The 25,659-nt window shown below is 72.2% G+C and carries 24 protein-coding genes; 10 read left to right on the top strand and 14 right to left on the bottom strand.

Annotation, left to right across the window (positions count from 1 at the left end; all coding sequences use genetic code 11):
• A partial coding sequence (locus AOK22_RS05040; protein ID WP_279617074.1) for a sigma factor occupies nucleotides 1-424 on the bottom strand: 424 nt, incomplete at its 3' end.
• Between the two features lie 208 nt (nucleotides 425-632).
• On the opposite strand from AOK22_RS05040, the gene AOK22_RS05045 reads away from it, so the two are divergent.
• A complete protein-coding gene (locus AOK22_RS05045) occupies nucleotides 633-1,118 on the top strand; it encodes a carboxymuconolactone decarboxylase family protein (RefSeq protein ID WP_055697339.1) in 486 nt (161 codons plus the stop codon).
• 32 nt (nucleotides 1,119-1,150) lie between these two features.
• On the opposite strand, the gene AOK22_RS05050 is transcribed toward AOK22_RS05045, so the two are convergent.
• The gene (locus AOK22_RS05050; RefSeq protein WP_055697340.1) at nucleotides 1,151-1,945 is read right to left on the bottom strand and encodes a tyrosine-protein phosphatase; all 795 of its coding nucleotides are present in this window, start codon (nucleotides 1,943-1,945) and stop codon (nucleotides 1,151-1,153) included.
• A gap of 62 nt (nucleotides 1,946-2,007) precedes the next feature.
• On the opposite strand from AOK22_RS05050, the gene AOK22_RS05055 reads away from it, so the two are divergent.
• Entirely contained in the window at nucleotides 2,008-2,646 is a 639-nt protein-coding gene (locus AOK22_RS05055; RefSeq protein ID WP_055697341.1) for an HAD family hydrolase, read from the top strand.
• A 142-nt stretch (nucleotides 2,647-2,788) separates the two neighbouring features.
• Here AOK22_RS05055 and AOK22_RS05060 read toward each other — a convergent pair whose 3' ends face one another.
• Nucleotides 2,789-3,697, bottom strand: coding sequence for an aminoglycoside phosphotransferase family protein (locus tag AOK22_RS05060; protein WP_055697342.1), 909 nt, complete (start codon nucleotides 3,695-3,697; stop codon nucleotides 2,789-2,791).
• Between the two features lie 129 nt (nucleotides 3,698-3,826).
• Between AOK22_RS05060 and AOK22_RS05065 the strand changes: the two genes are divergently transcribed.
• Nucleotides 3,827-4,771 (top strand): sigma-70 family RNA polymerase sigma factor, encoded by a 945-nt coding sequence (locus AOK22_RS05065; protein WP_055697343.1) that lies wholly within the window; start codon nucleotides 3,827-3,829, stop codon nucleotides 4,769-4,771.
• 27 nt (nucleotides 4,772-4,798) lie between these two features.
• On the opposite strand, the gene AOK22_RS05070 is transcribed toward AOK22_RS05065, so the two are convergent.
• Both AOK22_RS05070 and AOK22_RS05075 read right to left on the bottom strand, forming a co-directional pair.
• Nucleotides 4,799-6,898: an elongation factor G gene (locus AOK22_RS05070; RefSeq protein WP_055697344.1), complete on the bottom strand. Its 2,100-nt coding sequence runs from the start codon at nucleotides 6,896-6,898 to the stop codon at nucleotides 4,799-4,801.
• A gap of 274 nt (nucleotides 6,899-7,172) precedes the next feature.
• A complete protein-coding gene (locus AOK22_RS05075) occupies nucleotides 7,173-7,940 on the bottom strand; it encodes a CPBP family intramembrane glutamic endopeptidase (protein WP_055697345.1) in 768 nt (255 codons plus the stop codon).
• Between the two features lie 164 nt (nucleotides 7,941-8,104).
• Between AOK22_RS05075 and AOK22_RS05080 the strand changes: the two genes are divergently transcribed.
• On the top strand, nucleotides 8,105-9,022 hold the full coding sequence (locus tag AOK22_RS05080) for an NAD(P)-dependent oxidoreductase (RefSeq protein ID WP_055697346.1): 918 nt from the start codon (nucleotides 8,105-8,107) through the stop codon (nucleotides 9,020-9,022).
• Here the strand turns inward: AOK22_RS05080 and AOK22_RS05085 are convergent.
• Nucleotides 9,019-9,471 (bottom strand): VOC family protein, encoded by a 453-nt coding sequence (locus AOK22_RS05085; protein WP_055697347.1) that lies wholly within the window; start codon nucleotides 9,469-9,471, stop codon nucleotides 9,019-9,021. The two genes, AOK22_RS05080 and AOK22_RS05085, sit on opposite strands and share 4 nt — an antisense overlap.
• Before the next feature lie 204 nt (nucleotides 9,472-9,675).
• Between AOK22_RS05085 and AOK22_RS05090 the strand changes: the two genes are divergently transcribed.
• The gene (locus tag AOK22_RS05090; RefSeq protein WP_157872178.1) at nucleotides 9,676-10,866 is read left to right on the top strand and encodes a hypothetical protein; all 1,191 of its coding nucleotides are present in this window, start codon (nucleotides 9,676-9,678) and stop codon (nucleotides 10,864-10,866) included.
• On the opposite strand, the gene AOK22_RS05095 is transcribed toward AOK22_RS05090, so the two are convergent.
• The gene (locus tag AOK22_RS05095) at nucleotides 10,818-11,288 is read right to left on the bottom strand and encodes a winged helix-turn-helix transcriptional regulator (protein WP_055697349.1); all 471 of its coding nucleotides are present in this window, start codon (nucleotides 11,286-11,288) and stop codon (nucleotides 10,818-10,820) included. The genes AOK22_RS05090 and AOK22_RS05095 overlap by 49 nt on opposite strands.
• Before the next feature lie 91 nt (nucleotides 11,289-11,379).
• Between AOK22_RS05095 and AOK22_RS05100 the strand changes: the two genes are divergently transcribed.
• Nucleotides 11,380-12,939, top strand: coding sequence for an MFS transporter (locus AOK22_RS05100; protein WP_055697350.1), 1,560 nt, complete (start codon nucleotides 11,380-11,382; stop codon nucleotides 12,937-12,939).
• A gap of 103 nt (nucleotides 12,940-13,042) precedes the next feature.
• Here AOK22_RS05100 and rarD read toward each other — a convergent pair whose 3' ends face one another.
• Nucleotides 13,043-14,041, bottom strand: a complete 999-nt coding sequence (gene rarD / locus AOK22_RS05105) for an EamA family transporter RarD (protein ID WP_107101854.1) — start codon at nucleotides 14,039-14,041, stop codon at nucleotides 13,043-13,045.
• 207 nt (nucleotides 14,042-14,248) lie between these two features.
• A complete protein-coding gene (locus AOK22_RS05110; RefSeq protein ID WP_055697351.1) occupies nucleotides 14,249-15,109 on the bottom strand; it encodes an SDR family oxidoreductase in 861 nt (286 codons plus the stop codon).
• Nucleotides 15,110-15,211: 102 nt separating this feature from the next.
• On the opposite strand from AOK22_RS05110, the gene AOK22_RS05115 reads away from it, so the two are divergent.
• Complete coding sequence (locus AOK22_RS05115) at nucleotides 15,212-15,592, top strand: winged helix-turn-helix transcriptional regulator (protein ID WP_055697352.1); 381 nt, start codon at nucleotides 15,212-15,214, stop codon at nucleotides 15,590-15,592.
• Between the two features lie 80 nt (nucleotides 15,593-15,672).
• Here the strand turns inward: AOK22_RS05115 and AOK22_RS05120 are convergent, their stop codons facing one another.
• From AOK22_RS05120 to AOK22_RS05140, 5 genes are all read right to left on the bottom strand, one after another.
• Nucleotides 15,673-16,764, bottom strand: a complete 1,092-nt coding sequence (locus AOK22_RS05120) for a 2-oxoacid:ferredoxin oxidoreductase subunit beta (protein WP_055697353.1) — start codon at nucleotides 16,762-16,764, stop codon at nucleotides 15,673-15,675.
• Nucleotides 16,757-18,688, bottom strand: a complete 1,932-nt coding sequence (locus tag AOK22_RS05125) for a 2-oxoacid:acceptor oxidoreductase subunit alpha (RefSeq protein ID WP_055697354.1) — start codon at nucleotides 18,686-18,688, stop codon at nucleotides 16,757-16,759. The genes AOK22_RS05120 and AOK22_RS05125 overlap by 8 nt, the downstream gene beginning before the upstream one ends.
• A gap of 318 nt (nucleotides 18,689-19,006) precedes the next feature.
• Nucleotides 19,007-19,666, bottom strand: a complete 660-nt coding sequence (locus AOK22_RS05130; RefSeq protein ID WP_275937297.1) for a response regulator transcription factor — start codon at nucleotides 19,664-19,666, stop codon at nucleotides 19,007-19,009.
• Between the two features lie 511 nt (nucleotides 19,667-20,177).
• Nucleotides 20,178-21,536, bottom strand: a complete 1,359-nt coding sequence (locus tag AOK22_RS05135) for a sensor histidine kinase (RefSeq protein ID WP_055697356.1) — start codon at nucleotides 21,534-21,536, stop codon at nucleotides 20,178-20,180.
• A gap of 396 nt (nucleotides 21,537-21,932) precedes the next feature.
• Nucleotides 21,933-23,231: a sensor histidine kinase gene (locus tag AOK22_RS05140; protein WP_079036350.1), complete on the bottom strand. Its 1,299-nt coding sequence runs from the start codon at nucleotides 23,229-23,231 to the stop codon at nucleotides 21,933-21,935.
• Nucleotides 23,232-23,472: 241 nt separating this feature from the next.
• Here AOK22_RS05140 and AOK22_RS05145 point away from each other — a divergent pair, with 241 nt between their 5' ends.
• From AOK22_RS05145 to AOK22_RS05155, 3 genes are all read left to right on the top strand, one after another.
• Complete coding sequence (locus tag AOK22_RS05145) at nucleotides 23,473-23,862, top strand: NADH-quinone oxidoreductase subunit A (RefSeq protein ID WP_055697357.1); 390 nt, start codon at nucleotides 23,473-23,475, stop codon at nucleotides 23,860-23,862.
• Entirely contained in the window at nucleotides 23,853-24,452 is a 600-nt protein-coding gene (locus tag AOK22_RS05150) for an NADH-quinone oxidoreductase subunit B (protein ID WP_055697358.1), read from the top strand. The genes AOK22_RS05145 and AOK22_RS05150 overlap by 10 nt, the downstream gene beginning before the upstream one ends.
• A partial coding sequence (locus AOK22_RS05155; RefSeq protein WP_055697359.1) for an NADH-quinone oxidoreductase subunit C occupies nucleotides 24,449-25,659 on the top strand: 1,211 nt, incomplete at its 3' end. The genes AOK22_RS05150 and AOK22_RS05155, both read left to right, overlap by 4 nt.

Raw genomic sequence — 25,659 nt, forward strand, 5'->3', positions numbered from 1 at the left:
GCAGCACGAACACCGCGCGCTCGGTCGGTGCGAGCGTCTCCAGGACCAGGAGCATCGCCATGGAGACGCTGTCGGCCAGCTCGACGTCCTCCGCCACGTCGGGCGCGGTCAGCAGCGGTTCGGGCAGCCAGGGACCGACGTAGGACTCCTTGCGCCTGCTGAGCGTGCGCAGCCGGGTCAGCGCCTGGCGCGTGGCGATCCGGACCAGGTACGCGCGCCGCTCCCGCACGGTGTCGAGGTCGACGTCCGCCCAGCGCAGCCAGGTCTCCTGGAGGACGTCCTCGGCGTCGGCCGCGGAGCCGAGCATCTCGTAGGCGACGGTGAAGAGCAGGTTGCGGTGGGCGACGAACGCCTCGGTGGCCGCGTCGGTCCGCCCGCCGCGCCCGGTTTCCGTTTCCCTCATGTCCGGCTCCCGTTCCTTCATGCCCGGCTCCCGCCTCCTCGACGTCCCTCTGGACCGTTGGACCGTGTCACGCACAGGACGCCGGTCCCCGCCGCCCTGTGACAGCCCGGCGCGGTGGCCCGCGTCACACCGTCGCGCTGTCACAGGGGTCCGGCGGCCGGCATCTCGTGTTCGTCAGGACGCCGGGCGAACGCTCCGCCCGGCACGACGTCACCAGTGAGGACACGTCATGGAACCCCGTATGGATCTGTTCGCCAACGAGACCGGCGCCAGGATCGGCAAGCGGATCTACGCCGTCAGCCTGGTCATCCAGGACTCGTCGCTGCCCAGGGCCACCCAGGAGCTGGTGCAGCTGCGCGCCAGCCAGATCAACGGCTGCGGCTTCTGCGTCGACATCCACGCCAAGGACGCCGCGGCCGCCGGGGAGAGCGCGGCCCGGCTCGCCCTGGTGGCCGCCTGGCGGCACTCCACCGTGTTCACCGAGGCCGAGCGGGCCGCGCTGGCGCTCACCGAGGAGGGCACCCGCATCGCCGACGCCTCCACCGGGGTGGCGGACAAGACCTGGGCCGCGGTGCGCGCGCACTACGACGAGGACCAGGCCGTCGCGCTGGTCTCCCTGATCGCCATGATCAACGCGACCAACCGGCTCGGCGTGATCCTCGACAACCAGGGAGGTGCCTACGAACCCGGCGCGCTCGCCGGAGTCGCCGACTGAGCCGACCGGGCGGGCCAAGCCGACCGGGCGGGCTAGGCCGGCTGAGCCGGCTCGGCCGGTTCCAGCAGGGCCTCGCGCAGCCTGTCGACGAACTCCTCGTCCACCCCGAGGAGTTCGGCCGCGTACCCGCGGACGGACCCGTGGTGCCGGGTGAGTTCGGCGAGGAACAGGCGCATAACCTCGGGGGGCGCCCAGGGGTAGGCGGGCCAGATCTCACCGGCGTCGGGGTGGGCGGCCCGCCAGTCGGCGAGCAGCCGCTCCGAGGCGAGTTCGGTGAGCGTGAAGTCGGCCACGACGTCGTCCTCGGGGACGCCCAGCAGCGTCAGGACGAGGGCGGCGATCAGGCCCGTGCGGTCCTTGCCGGACGCGCAGTGGAAGACGAGCGGCGCCTCGTCGGCCGCCGCGTCCGCGATGACGTCGAGCGCGGCGCGGATCTCCTTGACGCCGTCGTGCGCGACCTCCGTGTAGCGCTCGGCGAGGTAGGGGCCGGGCAGGACGTCAGGGCCGAGGGAGGGCTGGTCGTAGGGCCGGTGCTCGATGCTCAGGTGGTGGTGGGCGACCCCGGCCTGTTCCGGTACGCGGCCCTTGGCGTCGATCTCGAAGCCGTACCGCAGATCGATGACCGCACGGATGCCGAGCGAGCGGAAGCGCGCCCAGTCCGCGCGCTCGGCCTCGCCCGCCCCCTCGTCGGCGCTCAGCTTGCCGAGGGAGTCGGCGCGGTACAGCAGCCCCCACCGCACGGCACGGCCGTCGGCGGTCCTGTAGCCGCCCAGGTCACGGAAGTTGTGCAGGCGGGCGAACGGTATGTGTCTGTCGTCGGTGCTCACACCGTCGGACGGTACGGGAGGCACCGGCGTCCCGTACCCGAACCGCGTGATAGACACATGCGATGACGACGATCTCCGGCCGGGCGTTCGACGCCGTGCTGAGCGACCTCGACGGCGTGATCCGCTTCTACGACATGGCGGAACTGGAGCAGGCCGAGCGCGACGCCGGGCTGCCGCGCGGCGCCACCGCCGAGGTCGCCTTCGCGCCCGAGACCGATCTGCCGCTGATGCGCGGCGAGATCACCAAGGAGCAGTGGATCGAGGCGATCGCCGACCGGCTCGCGGACCGGGTGCCCAGGGAGCGCGGGCGCGCCCTCGGGACGACGCTGGCCGAGGCCAAGTTCCGCGCCGACGAGACGGTGGTCGGGCTGCTCCGGCAGGTCCGCGCGGCCGGGCTGCCCGTCCTGCTCGTCACCAACGCGACGCCCTGGCTCGCCGACGACCTCGCCCTCCTCGGCCTCACCGGCCCCGACGGGCTCGTGGACGACGTGATCGGCAGCGCCGACCTCGGCATCGTCAAGCCGGACCGCCGCATCTACGAGACGGCGGCGCGGCGGGCCGGGGTCGCCCCGGACCGCTGCCTCTTCGTGGACGACCGCGAGGAGAACGTGGCCGCGGCGCAGGAGCTCGGGATGACGGGCCTCCTGTACCGCGAACCGGCGGACCTCCGGGCGGCGTTGGCGCCGGTCCTCCAGGGGTAGGCCGATCCTTCAGGGGTAGGCCGGTTCTCCAGGTGTGGCCCGCGCGGCGGTCGGCCTGACGTCGTCCCGATCCCGCCGTACCGCCCTCAGCGCATCCCCCCCAGCGCATCGCCCCGGGCATGGCCCCCGCGAGCACCCTCCGCTACCCGCCCGCCTGCTCCGCGAAGTCGTCCAGCACCGCGCCGAGGTGGCGCAGCGCCGCCGTCACCCGTTCCGGCACCGCGAAGAACGGGTCGTCCGGCACCGGGAGCGATCCGGCGAGCGCCAGGCCGCGGGCCCGCGCCCAGGTCGCCTCGTCCATGTCGACCGCCGCGCGGAACGCGTCCCGCGCCGACGGGGGCAGGAACATCCAGGCGGGGATCAGATCGCAGGCGGGGTCGCCCACGGCCAGCGTCCCGAAGTCGATGACGGCGCTCAGGTGCCCGTCCACGGCGAGGAGGTTGCCGGTCGCGAGGTCGCCGTGCAGCCACACCGGGTCGCGGTCCCACGCGGGGGCCGCGAGCGCCGCCTCCCACACCGCCGTCACGGCGCCCGTGTCGACGATGCCGTCCAGCTTCGCGATCTTGGCGCGGACGAGCGAGTCGGCGGCCAGCGAGTCGCACTCGGTGCCCACGCGCTCGCCGCGGAAGGCGTTGCTCAGGTTCGGCGCGGGGCCGTCCGTCGGGTCCGCCTTCTGCAACGCCCGGACGAATGCGCCGAGTTCGGTCGCCGTCCGCACGGGGTCGGCGAGCCCGTCGGTGGTCGCGACCTCGCCCTCCAGCCAGCGGTAGACCGACCAGGGGAAGGGGTAGCCCTGGCCGGGCCGGCCCTGGGCGACCGGCGTGGAGACGGTGAGCGGCAGCCGCGGGGCGAGCCACGGCAGCCACCGCTGTTCGCGCTCCACCTGCCCGATCCACCGGGAGTGGCCCGGCAGGCGTACGGACAGGTCGTCGCCGAGGCGGAACGTCGCGTTGTCCATGCCGGGGCGCGGCACCGGGGCGACGGGCAGGCCCGCCCACTGCGGGAACTGTTCGGCGAGCAGACGGCGGACGAGGCCGGCGTCGATCTCCATGGGCAACTCCTTGGATCAGTACTGGTCGTGAGGGCTGGAGAAGGGGTCATTACTGTTCATCCCGGTCGTCACATGTGTGGGGGCAGATCCGTCACAGTGGTGACGGAACGCGACGGGAGTGTGTGACAGATGAACGAGAACGCATCGGCGCAGGCCGTCCTCGCGGCCCGGTTCGAGGAGCACAGGCCCCGCCTGAACGCGGTCGCGTACCGCATGCTCGGCTCGCTGGGCGAGTCGGAGGACGCGGTCCAGGAGGCGTGGCTGCGGCTGAGCCGCACCGAGGGTGCCGCGGGCCGGGGGGAGGGCTCGGGCGAGGTGCACAACCTCGGCGGCTGGCTGACGACGGTCGTCGGCCGGATCTGCCTGGACCTGCTGCGCTCGCGGCAGTCCCGGCGCGAGGACCCCCTGGACACCTCCGAGCGGTCCGCGCTGGAGAGCCATGTGCCGGACCCCGTCGTGAGCCGGGCCGACGCCGTGGACCCCGAGCAGGAGGTGCTGCTCGCCGACTCGGTCGGCCTCGCGCTGCTCGTCGTCCTGGAGACCCTCGCACCCGCCGAGCGCCTCGCGTTCGTGCTGCACGACATGTTCGCCGTGCCCTTCGACGAGATCGCGCCCGTCGTCGAGCGCTCGGCGGCCGCGACCCGGCAGCTGGCCAGCCGCGCCCGCCGCCGGGTGCAGGGCTCGGCCCCCGCGCCGGAGACGGACGTCGCCCGGCAGCGCGAGGTCGTCGACGCCTGGATGGCCGCCACGCGCGCCGGCGACTTCGAGGCGCTGCTCGCGCTCCTCGACCCGGACGTCGTGCTGCGCGCGGACACCGGCGAACTGTCCTCGGGCCTGTCGAAGGTGATCCGGGGCGCGGCGACGGTGGCCGGGCAGGCCGCGATGTTCGCGGCGCTCGCCGACCACCAGTACGTGGTGCTCGTCAACGGCCTGCCGGGCCTGGCCGCGGCGCCCGGCGGCGAGGTCGTCTCGCTCGGCTCCTTCACGGTCGTCGACGGCCGGATCACGGAGATCAACATCATCGCGGACCGCGACCGGCTGCGGGAGCTGGGCATCCCGGCGGCGGGCGCCTGAGCGGCGTCCCACGGCGGGAGGCGGCCGTCAGACACCGGCACCTGCCTCCCGCCCTCCGGCGCTCGTCCGGCGCACCACCCGCAGCAGATAGTCCTTGCGGTGCAGCGGGTCGTGGTCCGTCCGCTCGCGGGTGGGGACCGTGCCGCCGCGTACGGGCTCGTAGTGGTCGAAGGCGGACTCCAGCTCGCCCTCGCCGCGCGTGAGTCCGGGCAGCTGCTGCTCCAGCGCGTGCACCTGCTGCGCGGGGACGTCGCCCTCCAGGTGGTACGCCGCTCCGCTCGCCGTCTGCGTGTGCGGCACCGCCCGCAGACGGGCGAGCACGGGCAGCACCGCCCCGACCGTGTCGGCGGGCACCTCCAGACGGAACCGGTGCATCGGCTCCTGCACCACCGTGCCCGCCTCGCGCAGCGCGTCCATCAGGACCAGCGGCGTAAGGTTCCGGAAGTCCCCGGCCGTGCTCGACATGCTCTTGTCGAAGGTGCCGTGCGCGTGGCTCTGGCGCGGCCAGTACCCGGCGTGCGTCATCGTGACCACGCAGTCGGGGACGCGCCAGCCGTGCAGGCCCTGGTGCAGGGTCTCCCGCACCGTCTCCTCGACCGCGCGGAAGAACGCGTACGGCATCGAACCGAGCTCGACCCCGAGGCCGAACTCCACCCCGGCGCCGACCGGCGCGGGCGCCACCCGCAGGCCGACCGTGGCGAGGAACGGATTGGGGTCCTTGTCGATGATCTCGAACGCCGAGCCCGTGCCGACGACCCGCTCCACACAGATCGTCGTGGTCTCCCGGAAGGAGACGTCGAGCCCGAAGTCCTCGGCGAGCGTGGCCTGGATGACCTCCTTCTGCACCTCGCCGTAGAGCGACACCGACACCTCCTGGCGGACGTCGTCCTGGCGCAGGCCGATCAGCGGGTCCTGCTCGGCGAGCCGGGTGAGCGCGAGGTGCAGGGCGCCGCGGTCGGCGCGGCGGAGCGGGGTGACGACGGTCTCCAGGGTCGGCGGCGCGAAGAAGTGCCCGCCGGGGGCGGCGCCCGCGCGCGGGACGCCGATCACGTCGCCGATGCGGATGCCGCCGAGCCCCCAGAGCCTGCCGATCTGCCCGGCCCGCACCTCCGCGCGCCGCACGTCCGTGCCCCGCTCGAAGACGGCGACGCCGGTGACCTTGCCCTCGCGGGCCGGCCCTTCGGCGCCGCCCGCCGCCACGATCTCCACCCGGTCGCGGGTGCGGACCGTGCCCGAGAACATGCGGACGTAGGCGATCTGTTCACCGGCCGTGCCGCGCTCGACCTTGAACACGGTGCCGGAGACCGGGCCTTGGCCGTCGCCGGTGGACGCGGGCAGCAACTCCCGGATGCCGTCGGTCAGTTCGGCGACGCCCTCGCCCGTCGCCGCCGAGCCGAAGAACACCGGGTGCACCAGCGCGCGGCGGGTCTGCCGGGCCAGTGCGGTGCGCAGACGGCCGTACGAGAGGGACGCGGGGGCGTCGACGTACGCGGCGAGAAGCGTGTCGTCGTGCCCGGCGAGCAGCTCGGTGAGGCGGGCGGTGAAGCCACCGCCGTCGGCGTTCTCGGCGGTGAAGGGCGCGAAGCGCGCGTCGCGCGTGCCGATGCCGCTGACCGTGCCCATCGGGACGACGTCCGGGGTCAGCCGTTCGGCGATGTGGCGCAGGACGCCCTCGTGGCGCGCGCCGCGCCGGTCCGTCTTGTTCACGAAGATCAGCGTGGGGATGCGCAGCCGCCGCAGGGTCCGCAGCAGGACGCGGGTCTGTGCCTGTACGCCCTCCACGGCGGAGACCACGAGCACGGCGCCGTCGAGCACGCTGAGGACCCGCTCCACCTCGGCGATGAAGTCCGGGTGGCCGGGGGTGTCGATGAGATTGACCGTGACGCCGCCGTCGTCGCGGGTGCCCTCGGGGGCGCCGATGACGAAGGAGACGACCGCGGACTTGATGGTGATGCCGCGCTGCCGCTCCAGGGCGAGCGAGTCGGTCCGTGTGGTGCCGTCGTCGACGCGGCCGACCTCGTCGATGACACCGGCGGAGTGCAGGAGCCGCTCGGTCAGGCTGGTCTTACCGGCGTCGATGTGGGCGAGGATGCCCAGGTTCAGGGTGTGCGGAGCAGATGAATGCACGTACCGTCATGTCCTTTGAAGAGGGGGGAAGTCCTTTCGCGTGGGACATGCACGAACGCCGCATTACCTTCTCCTTCGTCGACTCCGCCGGGCTCTCCCCGGCCCCGCCAGTGCAGCAGTCGGCGATCGGGCGCCGCAAGTGATTAAGTACGCGCACGCACGTCACGTTCGCAACGGGAGAGTTCACGCATGCGCACGACGGTCACCGGAGTCGCCCTGGTCGTGGCCGAGGCGTCGAAGGAGCCGGGCGGCGCGTCGGAGGCCTCCGGGTCCGTCAACGGTCCGCTCCCGCCTCGGCGCCGGTCTCCGCGCCCGGCGACACCGCCGCGATCCGGTGGCGCCGCGCGAGCCACAGCACGACCGTCGCGTAGCCGCAGAGCATGACCACGTCGATGCCGACCGCCGCGGCGCCCATGTCCGCGGCCGTCTCCTCGGAGGCCAGCGCCCCGGCGATCGCGGCGGAGAGCCCCATCGCCAGCAGGTTGTTGAGGACGTGCAGACCGATCGCGGCCTCCAGACCGCCCGTACGGATCGTCAGCAGGCCCGCGATCAGACCGAACGCCGTCAGGTCCGCGAAGCCCCACGGCGTGCCCCACCCGTGGGCGCAGGCGAACAGCAGCGCCTGCGGCACGACCGCCACCCACGGCGAGCGGCACCAGGCGCCGACCGCCTGGGTCAGCCAGCCCCGGAACACGTACTCCTCGGCCGAGGCCTGGAACGGCACGAGCACGCACACCATCGCGAGGCCGAGCAGGAAGTCCGGGAGCCCCGCCCACACCATGCCCTCCGAGCCGCCCGACGGGTCGGGGAGCAGCAGCATGACGCCCAGCGACCCGGCGACCAGCGGCAGCCCCACCGCGAGGCACCGCCCGAGCCAGCCCCACCGCAGCCGCCCGGTCACCGACGACACGGTCCCCGCAGGACGCCGCTGCGCCCAGTGCGCGGCCAGCAGCACCGGAGGGGTGAGCAGGGCGAGCGACAGCAGCGCGAAGGCGCCGCAGACGGCGAGCAGGGAGAGATGGGCGCGCGACCGCGGTGACATGCCGGACGACCTCCCTCTTCGACGCCCCGACTTACCAAGCCGACGCTCCCGGCTTACCAAATGGTAAGTACGCACTTATTAGTGCGTACTTGAGCGATGTGCGACGTCAGTCCCAGCATGAGGAGGCCGGACGGGACGATCAACCACCAACGCGGGAAGAGGACATGGCGGACGGAAACGACAACCACGCGCGCACGCGCACACGCGTGACGGTCATCGGGCTCGGCCTGATGGGGACGGCTCTGGCGGAGGCGTTCATCGAGGCGGGTCATCCGACGACCGTATGGAACCGCAGCGCGGAGAAGGCGGCGCCGCTCGTCGCCCGGGGCGCGGCGCAGGCGGCGACGGCCGAGGAGGCGGTGGCGGCGAGCCCTCTGGTCATCGCCTGCCTGTCGACGTACGACGCGACGCTCGCCGCCCTGGAGCCGGCCGCCGGGACGCTCGCCGGGCGCACCCTGGTCACACTCAACTCCGGTACGCCGTCCGGTGCCCGGCGCATGGCCGACTGGGCCGTCGCGCGGGGCGCGCGATTCCTGGACGGCGCCGTCAAGAACGTGCCGCCCGCCGTGGGCAGGCCGGACACGCTGCTCTATTACGCGGGCGACCGGGCGGCGTTCGACGCGTACGAGGAGACGCTGCGGGTGCTGGGCGGCGACACCGTCCACCTCGGTACCGAACCGGACCTCGCCGCCCTCTACGAGCTGGCGGTGGGCAGCACGCTGCTCCCCGCCCTGATCGGCTTCTTCCAGGGCGCGGCGCTGCTCCAGGCGCGCGGCCTGGAGGTCGCCTCGATGGTGCGGTACGAGGTGAAGTGGCTGGAGATGATCGCCTCGATCCTGCCGACCCTGGCGGAGGAGATCGACTCCGGCGACTACACCCGCCCCGCCTCGACCGTCGGCGTCTTCGACGACGGTGCCGCGTACGACCAGGAGATCGCCGAGGAGGGCGGGATCGACGTCTCCTGGCTCGCCCCGATGAACGACCTGGTGCGGCGCGCGGTCGCGGAGGGGCACCGCGAGCACAGCGTCTCGGCACTGGTCGAGATGCTGCGGAAGCCGGGGGCGGCGGCCCGCGTCCACTAGTGGAGGCAGAACTCGTTCCCCTCCGGGTCCGTCATGACCACCCACTCGCCGCCGGGCTCCTTGACGTGCCGCTCCACGGCGGCGCCCAGCTCTTGGAGCCGGGTCAGTTCGGCATCGCGACGGCCCGGCTCGGAGTGCACGTCGACGTGCAGGCGGTTCTTGCCGGTCTTGGCCTCGGGCACCCGCTGGAAGAGGATCCGGCGGCCGAGACCGGTGCCGCTGTCCTGGTCGTACGGGTCGTCGGGGTGGCGCACGGCGATGAGGTCGCGCCAGGCGAGGCGGCCGCGGAACTCGACGGTCGCCTCCTTCGGCGCCGCGCCGAAGCCGAGGAGCCGTTCGATCAGCGCGCTGTTGTCCTCGATCTCGTAGCCCAACGTCTCCGCCCAGAAGGCGGCTTGGGCGTGCGGGTCGGCGGCGTCGATGACGAGCTTCCAGTGCAGGGTTGTCATGTAACCAGTTATAGCGGTTACAGCGCTGTGGCGCACGGGGTGACGCGGCGGTATCTGCGGGGAGCCGTGAACTCCCGGCACCTAGGGGGTGATTGAGGGTCGGATCGGGGTGGTCCCCGATCACGCGGCGGTGTCGCTGGCGTCACTCTGGAATGGCGGCTGGAGAGGGCCGGGCAGAGCAGGGGCCGGAGGGAGGGGCGGAGCATGGGGGGCAGGGGACGCCGGGCGCTCGTGCGTGCCGCGGACGCGGCTGTGTACGTCAACGCCTTCGCGCTGACCGGGATCGCCACGGTCCTGGTCACCCGCGCCTTCCTCGCCCAGGCCGGCTATCCCAAGCTGGGCGGGGGCGGCGCAAGCAAGATCCATATCGCGCACATGCTGTGGGGCGGGCTGCTGATGGCGGCGGCGATCCTGCTCACGCTCGGTTTCCTCGGGCGCGCGGCCCGGCTCGCCGGCGCCTTTGCCGGCGGCATCGGCTTCGGTCTCTTCATCGACGAGATCGGCAAGCAGATCACGGACGAGCCGGGGTACTTCTACCAACCGGCCGCAGGGATCATCTACTTGAGCTTCACCCTGCTGCTCCTCCTCACCCACCGCATACGCCGCCGCACGGCGGACACCAGCGCGCTCGACGCCCGGCAGCGCACGGCGAACGCCGCCGACCTCGCCCTGGCCGGCGTCACCACGGGCCTCACGGAAGAGGAGCGCCGGACGGCGATACGCCTCGTCGAGGGCTCGGACCGCGAGGTGGACGCGGCGCTGGCGCGGCTGCTCGCCACCGTTCCGGCGCGCCCGCCCGCCGCCCCCTCCCGCTGGCGCACGGCGGCGTCCGCCGCGGGGCGCGCGCTGCGGTGGCTGGCGCGGACCCGGGTCGTGCTGGGGCTGGTCGTGTTCCTGCTGCTGGCCGAGGCGCTGCTGTTCGCGGTCTGGATGTCCGCGGACCTCTTCGGCGGGCAGTTGCTCCAGGAGCCGCAGCCGGGCGCCAATGTCGCGGTCGCCCTCACCGAGGTGGTCTCGGCCACCCTGGGGATCGCCGGGCTGATACGCCTGCGCGGGGACCACCGGGCCGCCTTCCGGCTCTTCCAGGCGGAGCTGCTCGTGGACCTTCTGGTCGGACAGATATTCAAGTTCACGATGGACCAGTTCGCGGCCGTCGTGGAGTTGGGCATCGACCTGAGTCTGCTCTGGGTGGTCTCCGTGTTCCTGGCGGCTCGGCGCGACGGCGAGGACGACGGCGAAGCCGCCCGGGGCCGTGACGGTGACGGCGAAGCCGGCCGGGACCGTGACGGCGAAGTCCATCGGGACCGTGACGGCGAAGATGCCCGTGACGGCGACTGCGGCGCGCCTCAGGTGGTGGCGGCCGCTGCCTCCTCCTCGGCGGTGCGCGCGTCGTAGTCGGCCCGCGCCGCGGCGATCTCGTTCTGGTGCTCCTCCGTCCAGGACACCAGGGCCTGGATCGTGTGGTGCAGCGTGCCGCCGAGCGGGGTGAGCTCGTACTCGACCCGGGGCGGTACGACAGGGTGCACGGTGCGCTTGACCAGGCCGTCGCGCTCCAACTGCCGCAGGGTGACCGTCAGCATCCGCTGGCTGATCCCGTCGATCTCGCGCCGTAGCTCGGTGAAGCGCAGGCGGCGGCGGTCGAGAAGCGCGATGACCAGCAGCGACCACTTGTCGGCGACCCGGTCGAGGATCTGCCGCACCTGGCAGTCCTCACGGGTGTCCCACTGGAAGGGGTCGGCGTCGCCGTAGTCCACGGCGCCTTCGTGGTCCACGGTGCCTCCGGGGTTACTCGGTGACTTTGAAGTGCCTTCTTCCACGGCTCCCGATGCTGCCGCAGGATTCCTTTGGTTACAAGAGGGAACCGACCCTCATCCGAGTAACCGCTCACGCCCACAAAGGAGTTGCCTCATGGGTGCACGCGCCTGGGCGCTGTTGTTCGTCCTCTGCGGCACGATCTTCCTGGAGGGCATCGATATCGCCATGCTGGCGATTGCGATCCCCGCGATCAGGGCCGACCTCGGCCTGTCGACCGGTACGGCCGCGTGGGTCGTCAGCGGTTACGTCCTCGGGTACGCGGGGTTCACGCTGCTCGGCGGGCGGGCGGCCGATCTGCTGGGCAGGCGGCGGATGTTCCTGCTCTGGCTGGGCGTCTTCATGGCCTTCTCCGGGCTCGGCGGCTTCGCGACCGAGGGGTGGATGCTGGTCGTGGCGCGGTTCGTGACCGGGGTGGCCGCCGCGTTCATGACGCCCGCGGCGATGTCGATCATCACCACCTCGTACGCGGAGGGCCCCGAGCGGGACAGGGCGCTGCTGATCTTCGCAGGGACGTCGGCGGGCGGCTTCTCGCTCGGCCTGGTGGTGGGCGGGCTGCTCACCGAACTCGGCTGGCAGTGGGTGTTCTTCACGCCGGTGCTCGTCGCGGGCGTCATCCTCGCGGGGGCGCTGCGGCTCATTCCGAGGGAGGCCCCGAAGGCGCGGGCCGGGGCGGCGCGGACGCGCGGGCGGGGGTTCGATCTGCCGGGCGCGGCCACGGCGGCCGGGGCCATGCTGCTGCTCTCCTACGGCATCGTGCAGCTCGAACACGGCTTCTCCGACTGGCCGTTGATCGTCGGCGCGATGGGTGCGGGGCTGCTGCTCCTCGGCCTGTTCGTACGGATCGAGCGGCGCGCGGCGGATCCGCTGGTGCGGCTCGGGATCTTCCGTACGGGGTCCGTGGTGCGGGCCGGGCTCGGCGCGCTTCTCTACCTCGGGGCCTTCATGGGGTTCCAGTTCGTCCTGACGCTCTACCTCCAGGAGCTGCGCGGCTGGTCGTCCTGGCAGACCGCCGTCGCGATGGTCGTGCTGGGCTGCGACGTGTTCCTGTCGCCGACGCTCACTCCACGCCTGGTCAGGCGGTTCGGCAACGCGCGCGTGATCCTCGGCGGCTTCGTGCTGGCCCTCGTGGCGTACGCGCTGTTCCTGCCGGTCGGCATGGACTGGCCCTACCTGGCGATGTTCCCGACGCTGCTCCTCGCGGGCACGGGCTTCGCGCTCACGCTCGGCCCGCAGCTGATCGCGGCGACGGACGGCGTGGCCGAGCGGGAGCAGGGCCTGGCGAGCGGGCTGCTGCAGACCGCCACGCAGTTCGGTGCGGCGATAGGGATATCCGCGGTGACGGCCGTCTACGGCCTGGTCTCGGCGGGCGCCACGCACCAGGACGCGGGCTCGGGGGCGGGTGCCGAGGCGGATCTGTCGGCGTTCCGGTGGGCGCTGCTCGTGCCGGTGGTGATGGTGGCCCTGGGCACGGTCGTCGCGGCGGTCGGGGTGCGCCGGGGAAGGGACAGGACCGGGCGCGGGCCCGCCCGGCCCGTCGCGGGCAGCACACAGTCCGTCGCGGGCAGAGCTCGGCCGGCCGCCGTGAGTGAGCCGACGGCTGCCCGTCCGGCTCGGCGAGCAGTTCCGCGCCGAGCGTCATCCGTCACTCGGTGAGGTACGCCATCGGCGGCCTGCCGACCAGCTCGCCGAAGGTCCGGGCGAAGGCCGCGCGAGACCTGGGCGCGCCCGGCGAGCACCGCCACCGGAACGCGTCCCGTCAGACCGCCGGCTCCCGCTCCTCACGAGCGGTGCCGGTGGTACCCACGGTTCCAGCAGTACTCGTGGTTCCCGTGGAGCCCGTGGCGTGAGTGGGACCCGTCGTGTCGGCGCCCGCCTCGACGATCGCCGCCGTCGAGGCCACCGTCCGCGCGGCCGCCAGCGTCACCGCGTTGCGCCGTGCCGTCCGCAGCGCGTCCCAGGTCAGGAGCGAGAGCGCGAGCCACACCAGGGCGAAGCCGGCCCACCGCTCGGCCGGCATCGCCTCGTGGAAGTAGACGATGCCGAGCACGAACTGGAAGACGGGCGCGAGGTACTGCAACAGCCCCAGGGTGGAGAGCGGCACCCGGATCGCCGCGGCCCCGAAGCAGACCAGGGGAACGGCGGTCACCACACCGGTGGCGGCCAGCAGCGCCGCGTGCCCGGCGCCCTCCGTGCCGAACACGAGGTCGCCCTGCGTGCCGAGGAACACCAGATAGCCGACGGCCGGCAGGAACTGCACGGCGGTCTCGGCGGCCAGCGACTCCAGGCCACCGAGGTTGACCTTCTTCTTCACCAGGCCGTACGTCGCGAAGGAGAAGGCGAGGCACAGCGAGATCCACGGCGGCCTGCCGTATCCGAACGCGAGCACCAGTACGGCCGCCACCCCGACGCCGACCGCCGCCCACTGCACGGGCCGCAGCCGCTCGCCGAGCAGCAGGACGCCCATGGCGATGGTGACCAGCGGATTGATGAAGTAGCCGAGGGACGCCTCGACGACGTGGCCGGAGTTCACGGACCAGATGTAGACGCCCCAGTTGATGGTGATGACCGCCGCGGCGATCACCACCAGGCCCAGCCTGCGCGGCTGGCGCAGCAGCTCGCGTGCCCAGTCCCAGCGCCGCACGAAGAGCAGCGCGGCGCCGACCAGCACGAGCGACCAGGCCATCCGGTGGGCGAGGATCTCGCCTGCCCCGGCCGGTTTGAGGAGTGGCCAGAAAAGGGGGACGAGACCCCACATCCCGTACGCGGCGAAGCCGTTCAGCAGGCCTATGCGCTGCTCGTTCCTCGACTGCCCGGCTGCTCCGCTGTCCACGGCCCCTCCGCTGTCCACGGCCCCTCCTCGGTGCACGGCAGTCCCACGCTGCCCCACTGAAGGTAGCGCCGGAAGCGGTCGCCTGTCATGCCCGTAAACAAGAGACGCTCATGACATCGGGGGGATCGGTTCTCAGCCGCGCAGCGCGGCGGCCACGGCGTCGGCGATCGGCGTCGTCGGGCGCCCGATCAGCCGCGCCAGCTCACCGCTCGTCCCGGCCAGGCGGCCCCGCGCCACGGCCGCGTCCACGTCGACGAGGACCGCGGCCATCGGCTCGGGGACCCCGGCACCGGTCAGCACGGCGAGGTGCTGCTCGGCGGGGACGTTCGCGTACGAGATGTCCTTGCCGCTCTGCCGCGCGACCTCGGCGGCGTACTCGGAGAAGCTCCACGCGACGTCGCCGCTCAGTTCGTAGACCTTGCCCTCGTGGCCCTCGCCGGTCAGCACGGCGACGGCGGCCGCGGCGTAGTCGGCGCGCGCGGCCGAGGCCACCCGGCCCTCACCGGCGGAGGCGACGACGGCGCCGTGCTCCAGGACCGGGGCGAGGTGCTCGGTGTAGTTCTCGTGGTACCAGCCGTTGCGCAGGAAGGTGTGCGGCAGCCCGGAGTCGAGGATCAGCCGCTCGGTCTCCTTGTGCTCGGCCGCCAGGTCGAAGTCGGCCTCGGGGCCGCCGAGGATGCCCGTGTACGCGAGGAGCGCGACGCCCGCCTCGCGCGCGGCGTCGACGACCGCGCGGTGCTGCGGGACCCGTCGGCCGACCTCGCTGCCGGAGATCAGCAGGACGCGGTCGCCCGCGGCGAAGGCGCCGCGCAGGGTCTCGGGGACGCTGTAGTCGGCGACGCGCAGCTCGATGCCGCGCTCGGCCAGGTCGGCGGCCCTGCCCTTGTCGCGGACGACGGCCGCGATCTCCCCGGCGGGGACGCCGGCGGCGAGCAGGCCCTCGACGACGAGACGGCCGAGGTGTCCGGTGGCTCCGGTGACGACGATGCTCATGTCTGAAATCTCCTGGTGAGTAACGCTTCGGTGCGGTCTGGAGCTCACCTTAGCGTCGGCACTAACTATTCGTAAGTACCCACTTTGAAGTAAGCTACTTGCATGGCCGTAAGCAACCGGAACCCGCGCGTCGAGGCGATGTGCCCCTACCGCCTCGTCCTGGAGCACGTCACCAGCCGCTGGGGCGTCCTCGTCCTGATCGCCCTCGAAGAGCGCTCGTACCGCTTCAGCGAGCTGCGCCGCGCGATCGACGAGACGAGCCGCGTCAGCGAGAAGTCGCTGACCCAGACCCTGCAGACCCTGGAGCGCGACGGCCTCGTGCACCGCGACGCCAAGCCGGTCATCCCGCCCCGCGTCGACTACTCCCTGACGGAGCTGGGCCGCGAGGCCGCCGAGCAGGTCAGGACCCTCGCCACCTGGACGGAGCGGCGCATGGCCGACGTGGAGAAGGCGCGCACGGCGTACGACGAGGCCCGGTCCTGAGGAAAGACGAAAGAGGAAAGACGAAAGACGAAGCCCGGTCCTGAAGAGACAGGACCGGGCTTCGTGGCGGGCGGTTCGGGCTAGCCGACGACCGTCCACGTGTCGCCGCCGGCGAGCAGTGCGGCCAAGTCGCCCTTGCCGTTCTGCTCGATGGCCGTGTCGAGCTGGTCGGCCATGAGCGTGTCGTAGACCGGACGCTCCACGTTGCGGAACACGCCGATCGGCGTGTGGTGCAGCGTGTCCGGGTCGGCGAGCCGGGAGAGCGCGAAGGCCGTGGTCGGCGACGTGGAGTGCGCGTCGTGGACCAGGATCTCGCCCTCGTTCTCCGGGGTGACGGCGACGACCTTGAGGTCGCCGGTCGCCGCGTCGCGCACGACGCCCTTCGACAGGTCGGTGCCGAAGCGGATCGGCTGCCCGTGCTCCAGGCGGATCACCGCCTCCTCGGCCTGCTGCTTGTCCTTGAGGACCTCGAAGGCGCCGTCGTTGAAGATGTTGCAGTTCTGGTAGATCTCCACCAGCGCGGTGCCGGGGTGCGCGGCGGCCTCGCGGAGCACCTGCGTGAGGTGCTTGCGGTCGGAGTCCACCGTCCGGGCCACGAACGACGCCTCGGCGCCGATCGCGAGCGAGACCGGGTTGAAGGGCGCGTCCAGCGATCCCATCGGCGTCGACTTGGTGATCTTGCCGACTTCCGAGGTGGGGCTGTACTGGCCCTTGGTGAGGCCGTAGATCCGGTTGTTGAAGAGCAGGATCTTCAGGTTCACGTTGCGACGCAGCGCGTGGATGAGGTGGTTGCCGCCGATGGAGAGGGCGTCTCCGTCACCGGTGACCACCCACACGCTCAGGTCCCGTCGCGAGGAGGCGAGGCCGGTGGCGATGGCCGGGGCGCGACCGTGGATGGAGTGCATCCCATACGTGTTCATGTAGTACGGGAAACGGGAGGAACAGCCGATGCCGGAGACGAAGACGATGTTCTCCTTCGCCAGGCCCAGCTCGGGCATGAAGCCCTGCACCGCGGCCAGCACGGCGTAGTCACCGCAGCCGGGGCACCAGCGCACCTCCTGGTCGGACTTGAAGTCCTTCATGGACTGCTTGGCCTCGGCCTTGGGTACCAGGGAAAGCGCTTCGATCGTGCTCCCGGTCCCCTCCGACTCGGCCGTCTTCGTGTCAGCCATCGATGGCCTCCTTGAGAGCCGTGGCGAGCTGCTCGGCCTTGAACGGCATTCCGTTGACCTGGTTGTACGAGACCGCGTCCACCAGATACCTCGCGCGGATCAGCGTGGCGAGCTGACCGAGGTTCATCTCGGGGATCACCACCTTGTCGTAACGCTTCAGGACCTCGCCCAGGTTCCGCGGGAAGGGGTTGAGGTGGCGCAGATGCGCCTGGGCGATGGGCGCGCCCGCCGCGCGCAGCCGGCGGACCGCCGCGGTGATCGGCCCGTACGTCGAACCCCAGCCCAGGACGAGGGTCCTGGCGTCGCCGCTCGTGTCGTCGACCTCCAGGTCGGGCACCTCGATGCCGTCGACCTTGGCCTGCCGGGTGCGGACCATGAAGTCGTGGTTGGCCGGGTCGTAGGAGATGTTGCCCGTGCCGTCCTGCTTCTCGATGCCGCCGATGCGGTGCTCCAGGCCCGGCGTGCCCGGGATCGCCCACGGGCGGGCGAGCGTCTGCGGGTCGCGCTTGTAGGGCCAGAACACCTCGGTGCCGTCGGCGTCGGTGTGGTTGGGGCCCGAGGCGAACTGCACGCGCAGGTCGGGCAGTTCGTCGACCTCGGGGATCCGCCAGGGCTCGGAGCCGTTGGCCAGGTAGCCGTCGCTCAGGAGGAACACCGGGGTGCGGTAGGTGACCGCGATCCGGGCCGCCTCGATCGCCGCGTCGAAGCAGTCCGCCGGCGTCCTCGGCGCCACGATCGGCACCGGCGCCTCGCCGTTGCGCCCGTACATCGCCTGGAGCAGGTCGGCCTGCTCGGTCTTGGTGGGCAGGCCGGTCGAGGGGCCGCCGCGCTGGATGTCCACGATCAGCAGCGGCAGTTCGAGGCTGACCGCGAGGCCGATGGTCTCCGACTTCAGCGCCACGCCGGGACCGGACGTCGTGGTGACGGCCAGCGATCCGCCGAACGCCGCGCCCAGCGCCGCGCCGATGCCCGCGATCTCGTCCTCGGCCTGGAAGGTGCGCACGCCGAAGTTCTTGTGCTTCGACAGCTCGTGCAGGATGTCGGAGGCCGGCGTGATGGGGTAACTGCCCAGGTACAGCGGCAGATCCGCCTGCCGGCCCGCCGCGATCAGGCCGTACGACAGGGCGAGGTTCCCGGAGATGTTGCGGTAGGTGCCGGTCGGGAACGCCTGTGCGGCCGGGGCGACTTCGTAGGAGACCGCGAAGTCCTCGGTCGTCTCGCCGAAGTTCCAGCCCGCGTGGAACGCCGCGATGTTCGCCTCGGCGATCTCCGGCTTCTTGGCGAACTTGGCCCGCAGGAACCGCTCGGTGCCCTCGGTCGGCCGGTGGTACATCCACGACAACAGGCCGAGCGCGAACATGTTCTTGGACCGGCCCGCGTCCTTGCGCGAGAGGTCGAAGTCCTTGAGCGCCTCCACCGTCAGCGTGGTCAGCGGCACCGGGTGCACGCTGTAGCCGTCCAGGGAGCCGTCCTCGAGCGGCGACTCGTCGTAACCCACCTTCTGCATCGCGCGCTTGGAGAACTCGTCGGTGTTCACGATGATCTCCGCGCCGCGCGGCACGTCGGCGATGTTCGCCTTCAGCGCCGCCGGGTTCATCGCGACCAGTACGTTCGGCGCGTCGCCCGGCGTGAGGATGTCGTGGTCGGCGAAGTGCAGTTGGAAGGAGGAGACGCCGGGAAGCGTTCCGGCGGGGGCCCGGATCTCGGCCGGGAAGTTCGGCAGCGTCGACAGGTCGTTGCCGAAGGACGCCGTCTCCGAAGTGAAACGGTCGCCCGTGAGTTGCATACCGTCACCGGAGTCACCCGCGAAGCGGATGATCACACGGTCCAGGCGGCGCACATCTTTGTCACCCGCAGGCTTGCGTTGCTCTCCGACGACTGCTCCGTCGGCCTGCTCGGCTTGGCTACTGACCTGGCTGGTCACTGAACTGGACCTCCCTCGAGGCGACTGAGCGGAAACGCCAGGACGACCAGCGTTCCCAAGGTCCACCCTACGTCTGTAAGGGTCGCCTTCCTGGGGTCGCTCGCATTCCGGACGCACTTCTGAGACGCCTTGATGCACTGGTTTGCCATGATTTGCCTCGCCCCCCGGCCCTTCATAGATGACGCTCCCCGCTCATCCTTTGGTTCTAGGACTTGTCTGTGGCTCTCTCCGGCTCTGCCCTTGCTCTGTGTGACGGTGGGGTGCCTGTCTGCGGTTTTCGTCGGCTCCCGGGTCGATATCTGACAGGGTGTCAGTTGATCAGGAGTTGAGATAGGTGAGGACCGCGAGCACCCGACGGTGATCCCCGTCACTCTGGGACAGGCCGAGCTTCAGGAAGATGTTGCTCACGTGCTTCTCCACGGCGCCGTCGCTCACCACGAGCTGCCGGGCGACCGCGGAGTTCGTCCGTCCTTCGGCCATCAGGCCGAGTACCTCGCGCTCGCGCGGTGTAAGCCCCGCGAGGACGTCCTGCTTGCGGCTGCGGCCGAGCAGCTGCGCCACGACCTCCGGGTCGAGCGCCGTGCCCCCCTCGGCGACCCGCACCACCGCGTCGACGAACTCGCGCACCTCCGCGACCCGGTCCTTGAGCAGATAGCCCACGCCCCGGCTGGACCCGGCGAGCAGTTCGGTCGCGTACTGCTCCTCCACGTACTGCGAAAGGACCAGGACCCCGAGCCCCGGATGCTGCTGGCGCAGGAACACCGCGGCCCGCACCCCCTCGTCGGTGTGGGTGGGAGGCATCCGCACGTCCGCGACGACCACGTCCGGCAGCGCGTCCTGCGCGGCGAACTCCGTGATGGTCTTGATCAGCGCCTCGGCATCACCCACACCAGCGACAACGTCATGCCCCCGGTCGGTCAGCAGCCGGGTCAGGCCCTCCCGAAGCAGCACTGAATCCTCGGCGATGACCACCCGCACTTTGTCCTCCACTTTTTGGCCCCCCGGCGCGCTTGTCTGGTCCGCATCCGTCCGACGCCCCTCGCGTCGGACGAACCCGGCACCTCAGTATCGCGCGATCCGTGTCGGCCCACCGGCCGCTCGCCGGACTGTCCCGATGCTCCGACACGGCGCTGTCGCCGGGCCGACGTCCTCCGCGCCTGGTCGGGCGGTGCCGCCGTGACCACGGGTTCCCCGCCCTTTCCGCTCCGGCGCCGGTCCTGTTCAGTGCCGGTTCTTCCCTCGTGTCACGCTGGTTCCGGTCCGGTTCCGGCCGGGTTCCGGCCCGGTTCCCCGCCGGTTCCGCGAGGGTTCTTGTCCTGTTCCGCGTCCGCGTTCCCGTTCCGCGTCCGCGTTCTCGTTCCGTGTGCGCGGTGCTTGTTCCGCGTACGCGGCGCCTGCCCTGTGTGCGTGGTCCCGGCCCTCCACGCCAGATCCCCGCCCCCGGTTCGGCGTACGAACCGGGGGCGGGGCGCCCGGGGAGGCGGAGCGGCTAGGACTGCCGCCAGGGCAGCTCCGCCGTGATCGTCGTCGGACCGCCCGCCGGCGAGTCGACGACGAGGATCCCGTCGACCGCGTCGAGCCGCTCCGCCAGGCCCGCGAGGCCCGAACCCGCCGTCACGTCGGCACCGCCCGCGCCGTTGTCCGTGACCTGGAGCATCAACCGGTTCTCGGCCCGCCAGACGTCGACCGAGCCCTGCGTCGCGCGGCTGTGCTTGCTGATGTTCTGCAGGAGCTCGGAGACGGTGAAGTACGCGATGCCCTCGATCGCGGCCGCCGGACGGCTCGCCAGGTCCACCTCGACCTGGACCGGGACGGTGCAGCGGGCGGCCAGCGCGGACAGCGCCGCGTCCAGGCCGCGGTCGGTCAGGACGGCGGGGTGGATGCCGCGGGCCAGGTCGCGCAGCTCCTGGAGGGCGACCTTCACCTCGCCGTGCGCCTCGTCCACCATGCGCGCCGCGGCCTCCGGGTCCTCGGCGAGCTTCTCCTTGGCCAGGCCCAGATCCATGGCGAGGGCGACGAGGCGGGCCTGCGCGCCGTCGTGCAGATCGCGTTCGATGCGGCGCAGGTCGGCGGCGGCGGTGTCCACGACGACCCCGCGGTCCGACTCCAGCTCGACCACGCGGGTCGCCAGCCGGGAGGGGCCGAGCAGCCCGATGACCAGCAGCCGGTCCACGGTCGTCAGCGCCCGCAGGATCCAGGGCGTGGCCAGCGTGACGAGCAGACCCGTCGCGGCGGTGATCCCGATCTCGAAGGGGTTGTCGAGGTAGATGCGGTGGCCGTCGTCGCCGTAGAGCTGCAGGCCGTCCTGGCCGCCGTACATCGGGAAGAGCCAGAACCACAGCGGGTAGGTGAGCATCATCCAGCCGTACGACCAGAAGAGCACCGCCACCACGAACGAGAAGATCGCCCACGGCATCAGCAGCAGCGAGTAGAGCACGTGCCGCCAGGACGCGCCGCTCTTGAGGGTGGCGCCCATGAGCGCCAGCGCGCCGCCGCCCTTGGGGCGCAGCGGCTCCGGGGGCGCGACCTCCAGGTCGAGCAGTGCCCGGGCCCGCGTCCGCTCCAGGGCGCCGACGCCGCGGCAGCAGGCCAGACCGGCCGCGAGCACCGGGATGCCGATGAACGTGATCAGCAGGCCCACGCCGAGCGAGAGCATCGTGACCGCGAGGACGAAGGACGTGATGCCGATCGGCAGGCTCAGCAGGGTGTAGCCGAGTTCCTTCCAGGTGCGGGCCTCGATCGGGGCGCGCAGTCCGGCGGGCAGCCGGTGGCGCCGCCCCTCGACGTCGGTTCCCCGGAAGTCCGGCCGGTCCATGTGTGCGTACCCCTGTCCGTATTCCGTGGCCATCGCTGCCGTCCGTTTCTGCTCAAGTCTGTTCCGGCTGCCGGGAAGGCCGTACGGTTCCGGCCGCCTGGACGCCGGTCCGCTCCGTTCCGTTCCAGCTGCCTGGAGGGTGTGCTTCCAGCCTCGCGGCCGGGGCGGCGCCGGGCCATGGAGCGTGTCGGCGTTCCGAACCGGGGGTTTTCCCTACCCCCGGAGGTGTACGTGCCGTTCTGGAGACGCGCGTGCCGTTCTGGAGGCGTGTGTGCCGCTGCCGTTGCGGAGGCGCGTGCCGCTCGGGCGGCGTGTGTGCCGTTCACTCCTGAAGACGCCCTTGCCGTGCGGGAGGGTGCCTCGGACGCCCCGACTCGGCTTCGGATTCCGCGGCGGTCCCGGATTCCGCCGGTGCCTCGCGCCCCGGACTCAGCCGCGGCGCGAGCGGGACGGGCGGTCGGGGCGGCGCGCGCCGGGCGATCCGGCCGCCGCGTCCCCCGTGGCGGCACGGTCGCGCCACGGCAGCTCCGCCGTGATCGTCGTCGGCCCGCCCGGCGGCGAGTCGATCACGAAGAGCCCGTCGACCGCGCCCAGCCGGTCCGCGAGGCCCGCCATGCCCGTGCCGCCGTCGAGGCGGGCCCCGCCGCGCCCGTCGTCCCACACCTGGATCAGCAGCCGTTCGTCCGCCCGCCACACCTCGACGCTCGCGGACCGCGCCCCGCTGTGCTTGCTGACGTTCTGCAGGAGCTCGGAGACGGTGAAGTACGCGATGCCCTCGATCGCGGCCGCCGGGCGGGCCGGCAGGTCGGCGGTCACCTGGACCGGCACGGTGCAGCGCGAGGCCACCGCGGACAGCGCCGCGTTCAGACCGCGGTCGGTCAGGACGGCGGGGTGGATGCCGCGGGCCAGGTCGCGCAGCTCCTGGAGCGCCAGCTTCACCTCGCCGTGCGCCTCGTCGACCATCGAGGCCGCGACCTCCGGGTCCTCCAGGAGCTTCTCCTTGGCGAGGCCGAGCCCCATGGCGAGGGCGACGAGGCGGGCCTGCGCGCCGTCGTGCAGATCGCGTTCGATGCGGCGCAGGTCGGCGGCGGCGGTGTCCACGACGACCCCGCGGTCCGACTCCAGTTCGGCGATGCGCCGCTCCAGTTCGTCGGAGGGGCAGAGCAGGCCGCGCACCATCGCCCGGTCGACGTTGGTCAGTCCGCGGGCGATGAAGGGCAGCACGGGCCAGAGCACGAAGAACCCGACCATGACGACGGCGAAGGTCAGCACGCCCCAGGGCAGCCGGACGAACGCGTACAGCAGGGTGCGCCAGCCCACCGAGTCCTTCAGGCTCGACCACAGCCAGCTCAGGAACCCGTGCCCGGCCGGCCGCGGCATCGGGCTCGGCTCGTCGATCCGTACGCCGAGCAGCTTCCTGGCCCGCGCCCGCTCCGCCCTGCCGAACAGCCGCGCGCCGAGCAGCCCCGTCGCGAGCAGCGGCAGACCGATGACCGTCACCGTCAGACCGACGCCGAGGGCGAGCGCGGTCACCGCGTAGACGAAGCCGACGATCCCCACCGGGAGGTTCACCAGAAGGTACGCGAGCTCCTTCCAGGTATGCGGGTCGTACGCGAGGCGCGGACGCGGCGGCTGGTCGTGCCGGGCACGCGAGGCGTGCGAAGCGTTCCAGGCATGCGGGTTCAGCGGGTCGTGCCGGTCCTGCGGGGACGACGTACGTGCGGTCATACGCGCAAGAGTGCACGGACCGCCGCCGTGACGCCATGAGGGCGGCCGCCAAGGCGCACGGGGGATAACCCCACCACGCACGGCCGCGCCGAGGGACGTCGTGCCTGTCCGAACCGTGACGCCGTGCCCTGACGGATGCGTGACGCTCTGCTTACCGAAGCTTTAGCAGGCCCTAGACTCCCGTGCGTACAGATCGTCGAACAGATCACGGTCGAAGGCGGTCGGGGAGTGAGGGGCTGACGTGCACGTGACGAACGTCGCGGCGGGCTACTACCAGTCGTACTCCGTCGTCGGACTGCTCGCCGTCGTGGGCGTGCTGTTCGTCGCCGTCGCCTTCGGCGCGGGTCGGCTGCTGCGCCCGGTCGTGCCGACCCCGGAGAAACTCCTGACGTACGAGTGCGGCGTCGACCCCGTCGGCGAGGGCTGGGCCCACACCCAGGTCCGCTACTACGTCTACGCGTTCCTCTACGTGATCTTCGCCGTCGACTCGATCTTCCTCTTCCCCTGGGCGACGGTCTTCGCCGCGCCCGGCTACGGCGCGACGACGCTCGTGGAGATGTTCATCTTCCTGGGCTTCCTCACCGTAGGCCTGCTGTACGCATACAAGAAGGGCGTCCTGACGTGGACGTGACCCCCGAGCCCGTTCTGCTCCCCGAGCCGAAGAAGCTGGGCGCGCTCGCCCGCCTCGCCCCCGAACCGATGAAGGTGGTCCTCAACTGGGGCCGCCGCTACTCGCTCTGGGTCTTCAACTTCGGCCTCGCCTGCTGCGCCATCGAGTTCATCGCCGCCTCCATGGCGCGCCACGACTTCATCCGGCTCGGCGTCATCCCGTTCGCGCCGGGGCCGCGCCAGGCCGACCTGATGGTCGTGTCCGGCACGGTCACGGACAAGATGGCCCCCGCCGTGAAGCGCCTGTACGAGCAGATGCCCGAACCGAAGTACGTCATCTCCTTCGGCGCCTGCTCCAACTGCGGCGGCCCCTACTGGGACTCGTACTCCGTCACCAAGGGCGTCGACCAGATCATCCCGGTCGACGTGTACGTCCCCGGCTGCCCGCCCCGACCCGAGGCGCTGCTCCAGGGCATCCTCAAGCTCCAGGAGAAGATCGCGCGCGAGTCGCTGGGGGAGCGGTACGGCAACGGATCCGGCGCCCGCCCCTCCACCGCCGCCCTGCGCAGCGGTCTCGTGCAACCGCCCGCCCCGGGGGAGGCCACGTCATGACCGGCTGGCTGCCGAGCCCCGTCGAGGAGCTCTTCGGCACGGAGGCGACGGCGGAGGAGTCGTACGACGTCCTGACCGTCGACGTCCTCCCTGCCTCCTGGACCACCGCCCTGGAGACGGCCCGCACCACGCTCTCCTGCACCTACTTCGACTGGCTGAGCGCGGTCGACGAACCGGGCACCGGCTTCCGCGTCGCCGCCCACGTCGTCGCCCTCTCGCCGGTACGCCGCCTGCTCCTGCGCACCACCGTCCCCCACGAGGCACCCGCGCTCGCCTCCGCGGTCGACGTCTACGCGGGCGCGGCCTGGCACGAGCGCGAGACCCACGAGATGTTCGGCGTGACCTTCGAGGGCCACCCCGGACTGACCCCGCTGCTCCTGCCCGACAGCTTCGAGGGCCACCCCCTGCGCAAGGACTTCGTGCTCGCGGCCCGCGTCGCGAAGGCCTGGCCGGGCGCCAAGGAGCCGGGCGAGTCCGAGCACGGCGGCCCCAAGCGCCGCCAGATGCTGCCGCCGGGCGTGCCCGACCCGAACGAATGGGGCCCGCTGAAGGGCCAGCTCCCCGCCGCCCCGGCCCGCCCGACCCGCGGCGCGGGACGCGCGGCGGGCGCGGGCGCCGGTGCGGCGGGCAGGGCGGCCGGAGCCGGTGCCGGTGCCCCGGGCCGTGCGGCGGCCGCCGGTGAACGTCCCCCGCGCCGGACCCGCTCGGCCAGCCAGGGCTCGGCCAGCCAGACGGCCGCGGCCGACGCCGCCTCCGCGGGGCAGGCCTCCGAGGCGCAGGCCTCCGAGGTGCAGGCCGCTCCCGCCGGGCAGCCGGAGGCCCCGGCCCGCCCCCCGAGGCGCTCACGCAGCGCGAGCCAGGGCTCGGCATCGCAGCGGGCGGAGACCCCGGCAACTCCGGGTTCCCTGGACGCTCCGGGGACCCCGGCAGCTTCTGGGGCCCCGACAGCTTCTGGGACCCCGGACGCCTCACCCGAGGCGAAGCCCGAAGCCACCCCCGAGGCGAAGACCAAGCCCGCGCAGCCGTCGCCCTCGCGCAGCTCCGACGCCCCGTGGCACCACGCCCGCCCGGCGTTCGACACCCCGGAGCAGCCGAAGCCGAAGCCGGAGCCCGCCCGGGAGTCGGAGCCGGAGCCCGCCCGGAAGTCCGAGCCGAACCGGGAGGAGAGGTCGGCCCCCGAGAAGCCGGCCCCCGAGAAGCCGGCCCC

It is taken from the genome of Streptomyces silaceus (assembly GCF_001419745.1).
Taxonomy (GTDB): domain Bacteria; phylum Actinomycetota; class Actinomycetes; order Streptomycetales; family Streptomycetaceae; genus Streptomyces; species Streptomyces silaceus.

Coding starts and splice junctions, on each gene's coding strand:
- AOK22_RS05045 (WP_055697339.1), top strand. CDS start 633: ATGGAACCCCGTATGGATCTGTTCGCCAACGAGACCGGCGCCAGGATC.
- AOK22_RS05055 (WP_055697341.1), top strand. CDS start 2,008: ATGACGACGATCTCCGGCCGGGCGTTCGACGCCGTGCTGAGCGACCTC.
- AOK22_RS05060 (WP_055697342.1), bottom strand. CDS start 3,697: ATGGAGATCGACGCCGGCCTCGTCCGCCGTCTGCTCGCCGAACAGTTC.
- AOK22_RS05065 (WP_055697343.1), top strand. CDS start 3,827: ATGAACGAGAACGCATCGGCGCAGGCCGTCCTCGCGGCCCGGTTCGAG.
- AOK22_RS05075 (WP_055697345.1), bottom strand. CDS start 7,940: ATGTCACCGCGGTCGCGCGCCCATCTCTCCCTGCTCGCCGTCTGCGGC.
- AOK22_RS05080 (WP_055697346.1), top strand. CDS start 8,105: ATGGCGGACGGAAACGACAACCACGCGCGCACGCGCACACGCGTGACG.
- AOK22_RS05085 (WP_055697347.1), bottom strand. CDS start 9,471: ATGACAACCCTGCACTGGAAGCTCGTCATCGACGCCGCCGACCCGCAC.
- AOK22_RS05090 (WP_157872178.1), top strand. CDS start 9,676: ATGGGGGGCAGGGGACGCCGGGCGCTCGTGCGTGCCGCGGACGCGGCT.
- AOK22_RS05100 (WP_055697350.1), top strand. CDS start 11,380: ATGGGTGCACGCGCCTGGGCGCTGTTGTTCGTCCTCTGCGGCACGATC.
- rarD (WP_107101854.1), bottom strand. CDS start 14,041: ATGTGGGGTCTCGTCCCCCTTTTCTGGCCACTCCTCAAACCGGCCGGG.
- AOK22_RS05110 (WP_055697351.1), bottom strand. CDS start 15,109: ATGAGCATCGTCGTCACCGGAGCCACCGGACACCTCGGCCGTCTCGTC.
- AOK22_RS05115 (WP_055697352.1), top strand. CDS start 15,212: ATGGCCGTAAGCAACCGGAACCCGCGCGTCGAGGCGATGTGCCCCTAC.
- AOK22_RS05120 (WP_055697353.1), bottom strand. CDS start 16,764: ATGGCTGACACGAAGACGGCCGAGTCGGAGGGGACCGGGAGCACGATC.
- AOK22_RS05135 (WP_055697356.1), bottom strand. CDS start 21,536: ATGGCCACGGAATACGGACAGGGGTACGCACACATGGACCGGCCGGAC.
- AOK22_RS05140 (WP_079036350.1), bottom strand. CDS start 23,231: ATGACCGCACGTACGTCGTCCCCGCAGGACCGGCACGACCCGCTGAAC.